The organism is Streptomyces sp. SID3343, from assembly GCF_009865215.1.
In the GTDB taxonomy this organism is placed as follows: domain Bacteria; phylum Actinomycetota; class Actinomycetes; order Streptomycetales; family Streptomycetaceae; genus Embleya.
On record NZ_WWJX01001082.1, the window covers coordinates 1 to 7,775 of the forward strand.

The 7,775-nt window shown below is 70.8% G+C and carries 6 protein-coding genes and 1 pseudogene; 6 read left to right on the forward strand and 1 reads right to left on the reverse strand.

What is annotated here, in order from left to right; genetic code table 11:
* From GT354_RS33875 to GT354_RS33890, 4 genes are all read left to right on the forward strand, one after another.
* Nucleotides 1–572, forward strand: a 572-nt coding sequence (locus GT354_RS33875; protein WP_346012303.1) for an ATP-binding protein, incomplete at its 5' end; no start/stop codon positions are given.
* On the forward strand, nucleotides 569–1,240 hold the full coding sequence (locus GT354_RS33880; RefSeq protein WP_161360197.1) for a response regulator transcription factor: 672 nt from the start codon (nucleotides 569–571) through the stop codon (nucleotides 1,238–1,240). The genes GT354_RS33875 and GT354_RS33880, both read left to right, overlap by 4 nt.
* 284 nt (nucleotides 1,241–1,524) lie before the next feature.
* Complete coding sequence (locus GT354_RS33885; RefSeq protein ID WP_161360198.1) at nucleotides 1,525–3,129, forward strand: amidohydrolase family protein; 1,605 nt, start codon at nucleotides 1,525–1,527, stop codon at nucleotides 3,127–3,129.
* 210 nt (nucleotides 3,130–3,339) lie between these two features.
* The gene (locus GT354_RS33890) at nucleotides 3,340–4,524 is read left to right on the forward strand and encodes an esterase-like activity of phytase family protein (RefSeq protein WP_161360199.1); all 1,185 of its coding nucleotides are present in this window, start codon (nucleotides 3,340–3,342) and stop codon (nucleotides 4,522–4,524) included.
* 149 nt (nucleotides 4,525–4,673) lie between these two features.
* Here the strand turns inward: GT354_RS33890 and GT354_RS33895 are convergent, their stop codons facing one another.
* A complete protein-coding gene (locus GT354_RS33895; protein WP_346012304.1) occupies nucleotides 4,674–5,471 on the reverse strand; it encodes an SDR family oxidoreductase in 798 nt (265 codons plus the stop codon).
* 287 nt (nucleotides 5,472–5,758) lie between these two features.
* On the opposite strand from GT354_RS33895, the gene GT354_RS33900 reads away from it, so the two are divergent.
* A complete protein-coding gene (locus GT354_RS33900) occupies nucleotides 5,759–6,637 on the forward strand; it encodes an AraC family transcriptional regulator (protein WP_161360200.1) in 879 nt (292 codons plus the stop codon).
* 661 nt (nucleotides 6,638–7,298) lie between these two features.
* Nucleotides 7,299–7,775, forward strand: a pseudogene (locus GT354_RS33905) (cytochrome P450); the annotation flags it as partial.

Here is a 7,775-nt window from a genome sequence, read left to right on the forward strand (position 1 = left end):
ACGCCCAGGCCGGCACCGCCGCCCACCTCGCCCGAACCCGTCCCGAACAGGCCGAGCAGATCCTCGTCGCACTGACCCGCACCACATCGTCCGCACTGCGCGAACTCGAGGCCACCGTCGGCCTCCTGCGCCGGCCTGACGACCCCGACGACCCCCTGGAACCGCCCCCCGGACTCGACCGGCTGCCCGAACTGGTCTCCGCGTTCGCCTCCGCCGGGCTCCGGGTCGTGGTCACGGTCGACGGCGAGGAGCGACCACTGTCGCCCGGAGTGGACCTGACCGCGTTCCGGATCGCACAGGAGGCACTCACCAACGTCGCCAAGCACGCCGCCGCGAGCACGGCACAGGTCGGGCTCGCGTACACCCACGACCGACTGATCCTCACGGTAAGCGACGACGGCGGCGCCACCGTGCGCCCACCGGCCCCCGGAGGCGGATTCGGGCTGATCGGCATGGGCGAGCGCGCCCGATCCGCCGGCGGCCGTCTCCACGCGGGCCGCCGTCCCGAGGGCGGCTTCGCGGTCACCGCCGAACTCCCCGTCCACTCCCAACCCTTGGAAGGGCCACGATGACCATCCGGGTACTGCTCGCCGACGACCAGACCCTGCTGCGGGCGACCTTTCGGATCCTGATCGACTCGTGCGCCGACCTGGAGGTGGTCGACGAGGCCGCCGACGGCGGGCAGGCCGTCGAACTCGCCCGGGCCCACCACCCCGACGTCGTCGTGATGGACATCCGCATGCCCGGCACCGACGGCCTCGCCGCCACCGCCGCCATCTGCGCCGACCCCCGACTCCAGGCCACCCGGGTCCTGATCCTCACCACGTTCCAGACCGACGAACACGTGGCCCGGGCCATCCGGGTCGGCGCGAGCGGTTTCCTGGGCAAGAACGTCTCCGCCGACGCGCTCCTCGACGGCATCCGCACCGTGGCCGCGGGGGACGCGCTGCTGTCCCCGGCGGCCACACGCTCCCTCATCACCCGTTTCCTGGCCACCCCGGAGCCCCGCACCGACGCGGCACTACCCCGGCAACTGGCCGCTCTCACCGCCCGCGAACGCGAACTGACGGCCCTGGCCGCGGACGGCAAGTCCGACACCGAGATCGCCGCGGAACTGTACGTCAGCCCGCTGACCGTACGCACCCACCTCCAGCGCGCCAAGACGAAGCTCGGCGCCCGCGACCGCGCGCAACTGGTCGTCTTCGCCTACCGATCGGGCCTCGTCCGCCCCCCGAGCTGAGCCAGGACCCGGGCCCGTCGGGCTCTCGCCAAGAGGCACCGCTCGCGCGAGAGCGCGTGAAGGCGCCTTCGCCGCCCCGTCGGGACCACGACGCCCGGCGAGGACCGGACGCAAGGCGCAACCGGGGCCGTCCGGGACGCGACGTTCGACCACCGTGCCGCTTCGTGCGAACGCACACATCTTCACGCGGTTCCTCGTGCTCGGGCCCGAATGACCCGGACGCGGCCGCCGCGATACTGGAGGACGCCCGGAAAGCCCCCCACCCGTACCCGAAGAGGTTCCGTATGCAGGTCGATCTCGTTGTCCGCGAAGGATCTCTCGTCGACGGGAGCGGATCGCCCGCATGCGACGGCGATCTCGCGATCGACGGCGGTCGGGTGGTAGCGATCGGCGACGTCGACGGTGTCCGGGGGCGTGACGAGATCGACGCGCGCGGCCTGGTGGTCTGCCCGGGATTCGTCAACGTGCTGAGCCACGCGTACTTCACGCTGCAGGCGGACCCGCGCGGGCTCTCGGATCTCTACCAGGGCGTCACCACGCAGGTCTTCGGCGAGGGCCTGTCCCTCGGTCCGGTGGCCGGCGAGATGACCGAGGCGATGATCGGGCTCGGCGACTTCGCCGACGGCGCCCGTCGTTCCTGGCCACGGCTGCGCGCGTTCCTGGAGTACCTGGAGACGCGGGGCGTGGGACACAACGTGGCGAGCTTCGTGGGGGCGGAGAACCTGCGCATGTCCGTCGCCGGCCTCGACGATCGTCGGCTCACCGACGACGACCTCGCCCGTGCGTGCGCCCTCCTCGACCGGGAACTCGCGGACGGGGCACTGGGGGTCGGCTCCGCCCTGATCTACCCACCGGGCAGCTACGCCGACACGGCCGAACTCACCGCCTACGCCCACGTGTTGGCGCGCCACGACGCGCTGTACATCTCGCACCTGCGCAACGAGGGCGACCGCCTCCTGGAGGGCGTCGAGGAACTCCTGGACATCGCCCGCGACTCCGGCGCGCGCGCCGAGATCTTCCACCTGAAGACCGCCGGACGCGACAACCGACACAAGATGCGTGACGTCCTGAGCCGGCTCGAAGCCGCGCGGGCCGCGGGGATCGACGTGACCGCCGACATCTACCCCTACGCGGCCGGCGGGACGGCCTTGGCGTCCGCCATCCCGCCGCCCTTCCACCTGGGCGGACCGGAGCGACTGCGCGAGCACCTGCGCGACCCCCGGAGCCGGTCCCGGATCGTCGACGCCGTGCGCAACGGCGGCGACTGGGAAGGGCTTTGGCTGATGAGCGGGGGCGCCGACGGCGTCGTGGTCCTGTCCAACCACCCGGACCTCGGCATCACGCCCGGAACCAGCGTCGCCGACATCGCCAAGGCCCGAGGAGACGACGACCCGATCACCACCATGCTGGACATCGTCCTCGCCGCGCCGCACGCCGACGCGGCCTACTTCCTGGGCGACGAGGACAACGTCAGGCTCGCGTTCGAACGCCCGTGGGTGTCGGTGGGCTCGGACTCGGACGCCCCGGCGGTCGACGAGCGCTTCGCCGATCATCCCGTGCACCCCCGGGCGTTCGGAGCCTTCGCCCGGGTACTGGGCCGCTACGCGCGCGACGAGGGAATCGTGTCGTTGGAGGAGGCGGTGCGCCGGATGACCGGCCTGCCGGCGACAACGCTGCGCCTGCGCGATCGAGGCGCGCTCCGGGTCGGGGCACACGCCGACGTGGCGATCTTCTCCCGGGAGGAGATCGTGGACACCGCGACCTACGCGAACCCGGCGAGCTACGCGCGCGGCATGCGACACGTCCTGGTCAACGGCACCCCCGCGCTGCGCGACGGCGAGCCGACGGGCGCCCTGAGCGGGCGGGCCCTGCGCCGCGACGTGTCGTGACCACGACCTCCGGGGCGCGGGCGCAAAACCGGGCCCCGGAGGGCGATGACGGTGAAGGCCCGCCCGACCCCGGCGGACCGAACGATCCAACACACCCATGGGACACGGCCCATGGGCGGTCGCCGACTGGGCTACCCGGCCCGGTCGTACCCGCTCCATCACACCGATGGGTGACTGTGCTTCGTGCGCATGCGGGCCAAGATCGCTTACATGAAAGCTTCCTTGATCCCCCGCGCATGTGCCGCGGCCCTCGCGCTGGCGACGACGATGGCCCCCGCGGTGGCGGCCCGGTCGGACGACGCCGCCGTCCGGTCCGACATCGGGGCGCAGGCTCGGCTGCTGGGCGACAAGACCGTGCCGCACAAACTGCCCTTCGCGGGCACGACCGTCGGGGGGCTGTCGGGCATCGACCGGGATCCGTGTACGGGCGAGTACGTCATGATCAGCGACGACCGCTCGGTCCTGCAGCCCGCCCGGTTCTACACCGCCCGGATCGATGTGGACGGCGCCGGGGTGCACTCCGTCGACTTCACCGGCACCCACCCGCTCCTGCAGCCCGACGGCTCGGTCCACCCGCCGGCGAGCGCCGGCGACGGCAAGGCCGTGGACCCGGAAGAGGTGCGGGTGGACCCGCTGACCTGCCGCTACTGGTGGGCGCAGGAAGGAGATCGACCGAGGTCGTCGAGTGACCCGGTGATCCAGGCGTCGATCCGGTTCGCCGACCGCACCGGTGCCTACCGCGGTCGGCTGCCCCTGCCGCCCAACTATGAGGTCGGCACGGGCGATCGGGGCATGCGGCGGAACAAGGCGGTGGAAGCGATCACCTTCGGTGCCGGGAGCAGTGTGCTCACCAGCGCCGTCGAGGGTCCGCTGCTCCAGGACGGACCCGAGCCCACGACCGAAAACGGCGCCCTGGTGCGGGTGACCCGGCAGAACCGCGAGGGCGGCGTGCTCGGGCAGTTCGCCTACCCCCTCGACAAGATCTTCGCCGAGTCCGACCCGTCCAGCCCGTGGCCCCCGGACACCGGCGTGCCCTCGATTCTCGCCTTCCCCGAGGACCCGCACCGCTACCTCGTCCTCGAACGCAGCTGGGTGGCGGGCTCGGGATACAAGATCCGTATCTACGACGCCACCACGCGCGGCGCGACCGCGGTGCAGAACATGGATTCCCTGGCCGGAAGCAGGATCGTACCGATGCGCAAGACCCTGGTCGCGGACTTCGACGACTTGGGTCTGTCCATGGTCGACAACACCGAGGGGATGACCTGGGGTCCGCCCCTGCCGGGCGGTGAACGGACTCTGCTCCTGGTCAGCGACGACAACTTCGCCGAGGACGAGGTCACCCGGTTCGTCGCACTTGGCATCCGAACCGACAACGGCAAGCCGGCACGCTAGTCGCCTCCCGAACGGGCCGGGCCGTGCTTCACGGTTCGGTCCGTTCGGCCCGTTCATCTCGTTCGTCCAGTTCGGCCCGCTCGGTCCGTAGGCCGGTCGGACGCGGGGTCGGGGGCCGGCTTCCCGACGTACCTCGGACGCGAGTCCGGTCAGTGTTGCCACAGGGTTCGTGACACCGCCCGCTTCAGTGCGGCCGGCAGCACGGTGGTCAGCGCGGCCGCTGCTCGGTATCCCGTTCCCGGCACGCACGTGACTCGGCCGGTGGCGACCGCGTTCAGCCCGGCCGCGGCGACGTGTTCGGCGTCCAGCCACACGAAGCGAGGCAGGGAGTTGACGTCGACCCGGCCGGGGCCGATGATCTCGGTCCGGGTCAGGCCGGGGAGCAGCGTGGTGACCCGAACGCCGGTGCCGCGGAGCTCGGCAGCCAGGCTTTCGCCGAAGGAGGTGACGAACGCCTTGGTCGCGGCGTAGGTGGCCAGGTGGGGCGAGGGGAGTCGGCACGACAGTGAGGAGACGTTCAGGATTCCGCCGCGGCGCGCTTCGAGCATGGCCGGAAGTGCCGCCCGACACAGCCGCGTCGGGGCGACCGTGTTGAGCAGGATCCTGTCGTGCGCCGCCTGCGCGGTCTGCTCGACGAACGCGCCGGTGTTGCCGATACCGGCGTTGTTGACGAGCAGTTCGATCGGGTACTCCCCGCCGGCGATCAACTCCTCGACCTCGTGCACTTGGCCGGGGTCGGTGAGATCCGCGGTCAGTGCCACCGCCTTGATCCCGTGGGCTGCCCGCAGTTCGGCCGCGAGCTTGTCCAGGAGTTCGGTGCGGCGGGCCACCAGGACCAGGGTGACGCCACGTGCCGCCAGCATCCGGGCCATGGCCGCGCCGATGCCGCTGGAGGCACCGGTGACCAGGGCTGTTCGGTAGGGGTAGGGAGAAGGCAGTGCGCGCACAGTCGCTCCGATCCGAGGTTCACCCGCGAGGGCTCACGGGCGCGCGGGCTGCGGTGTCTCGCACGGGGCACCCCGACGGCGCCGAGCCCGCCCGTCCGGTGACAACGCGCCGCACGCCCTCGAGGTCACGCCGCCCCTCGGCCCGACGTGTCCCGAGTCGGAGTCCGACCCCGACCGCGACTTCGCCCCACCGCCGTGGATACCCGACCCGATCGGGCACCGAATGTCGGGTCCGGCGGGGCACCCACGACCTAGCGTGGTGAACGTACAGAGGAAGGGAACGGGGCATGTTGGAGCGGCTCAACCAATCCATGGAGACCATCGAGCACCATCTCGACGGCTCCGTCGACGTGGCCGAGTTGGCGCGCGTCGCGGCGACCTCGGAGTACCACTTGCGGCGGATGTTCTCCGCGCTCGCGGGCATGCCGCTGTCGGAGTACGTCCGACGCCGTCGACTCACCGTGGCGGGCGCCGAGGTGCTCGCCGGGCACGAGACGCTGTTGGTGATCGCGACGCGCTACGGCTACGGCTCGGGGGAGGCGTTCGCGCGGGCGTTTCGCGCCGTGCACGACGTCGGGCCGGGAGAGGCCCGACGAACCGGCGCCGCGCTCGTGTCCCAGCCCCGGTTGACCTTCCGCCTCACCATCGAAGGGAGCAGTAGCATGCGCTATCGCGTAGCCGATCGGCCGGCTTTCACCGTCGTCGGCGTCAAGGCCCGGGTGCCATTGGTCCACGTGGGACCCAACCAGGCGATCGTCGACTTCGTCCGCGGGATCGAACCGCGAATCCTGGAGAGCCTGGAGAAGCTGTCGGATCAGGAGCCGCAAGGGCTCGTCGCGGTGTGCGACGACCTGGACCCCAGCCGCGCCGAAGGCACCGAACTCGACTACTACCAAGGCGTGATCACCTCCGAACCGGCCCCGGAGGGGACGACCGTCCTGCCCGTTCCGGCCGGCACCTGGGCGGTCTTCTCCACCTCGGGACCGGCGCCGGAGGCCATCCAGTACCTGTGGCGGGACGTCTTCACGCAGTGGTTCCCGTCCAACCCCTACCGCAGCCGCCCCGGCCCGGAAATCCTGCGGATACGCCCGGCTGCGGACCGGAACGAACCCGAGGCCGAGGTCGAGGCCGAATTGTGGCTGCCGGTGGAGCGCGAACGGACCTGATACCTCGGGTTCGTGCCCGCCGGCGCCGACGGGGCCGCGTCGGCGGCCGACGGGGGCGTCGGACCGGCGGGCGTGCGGTCGTCGAGGACCGACACCGGCCGTGACGACCGAAAGGATCGGCGAACATCCGTTTTTATGCTTCGGGTTCGTCTTCACGTGAGCCGGCCGGAAACGAGTCCATGGATTACGCCCGTTCACGATCTGTGATCCACGTCACATTGACGCGTCTTTCATGTGGAGGATTCACTGCTCGGGGCCACCGGAATCGGAAAGTCGGATTCTGTGGCGGTGAATTATCGCCCGACCCGATCGGGTCACTACGGACCCGGCCGGTTCACAGCCACATGGAGGTTGTCGTGAAGAAGATCGTCAACTCTTTCTCCAAGAGGTTCGGGTCCGAGAAGAGCCTGAAGTCCTCTACCTGGTTCGTCTGGTACAGCTGATACCCGGTTCGTCCGGTACAGCTGATCGGCGCACGTGCGCGAATCGGTTGAGCACTGGACCGGCGCGGGTCGAGACCGGTCCCGCCGCCCGAAAGCATGCACCGCGGTAGACCGCCCACGGCCCGACGAAGCGTCGGGTTCGCCGTTCGGGCCCGCGTTCGGTGGGGCCGCGTGTCGGCTCCGCCGGACGCGAGCCTCTCGCCTTGCGGAGAGCGCCGATGAGCCGTTCCGATACGGTCGGACGTGCCCGGGTCACGGTTTTCTCGCCGAAGATCGAGGAACTCCTGCGCGACCGTCGTGGCGCTCGGGTTTTCCGTGTCGACGCCGACACCGTGGGAATCGCCGATCCGGAACTGATCGACCGTCTGCTCGGGAGCAGGCTTGCTCATGAATTCGAGCGGCCGACTTTCAAACCGCTCCAGGGAAGATCCATTCCCAGGGCGGAGGCGGCCGATGTGCTGCACGCGATTTCGCAGGACACTCGCGCCGCATTGAGTGGGCCGGCCCCCCATCCGGTCGATCTCTCCGGAAGTTGGCCGCGCGCGGGGCACGCCTATCTTCGTGCGCTGCTTTTCGGTTCCGATCCGCTGCGGTTGCGTATTCTCACGGATCGACGACTCGAAGCGACGCCCGCCCTCGTCCGGACGGCGATCCGCGCGAGCACGCTGTGGCCCGGCAAGGCCGGCCCCGGCGCG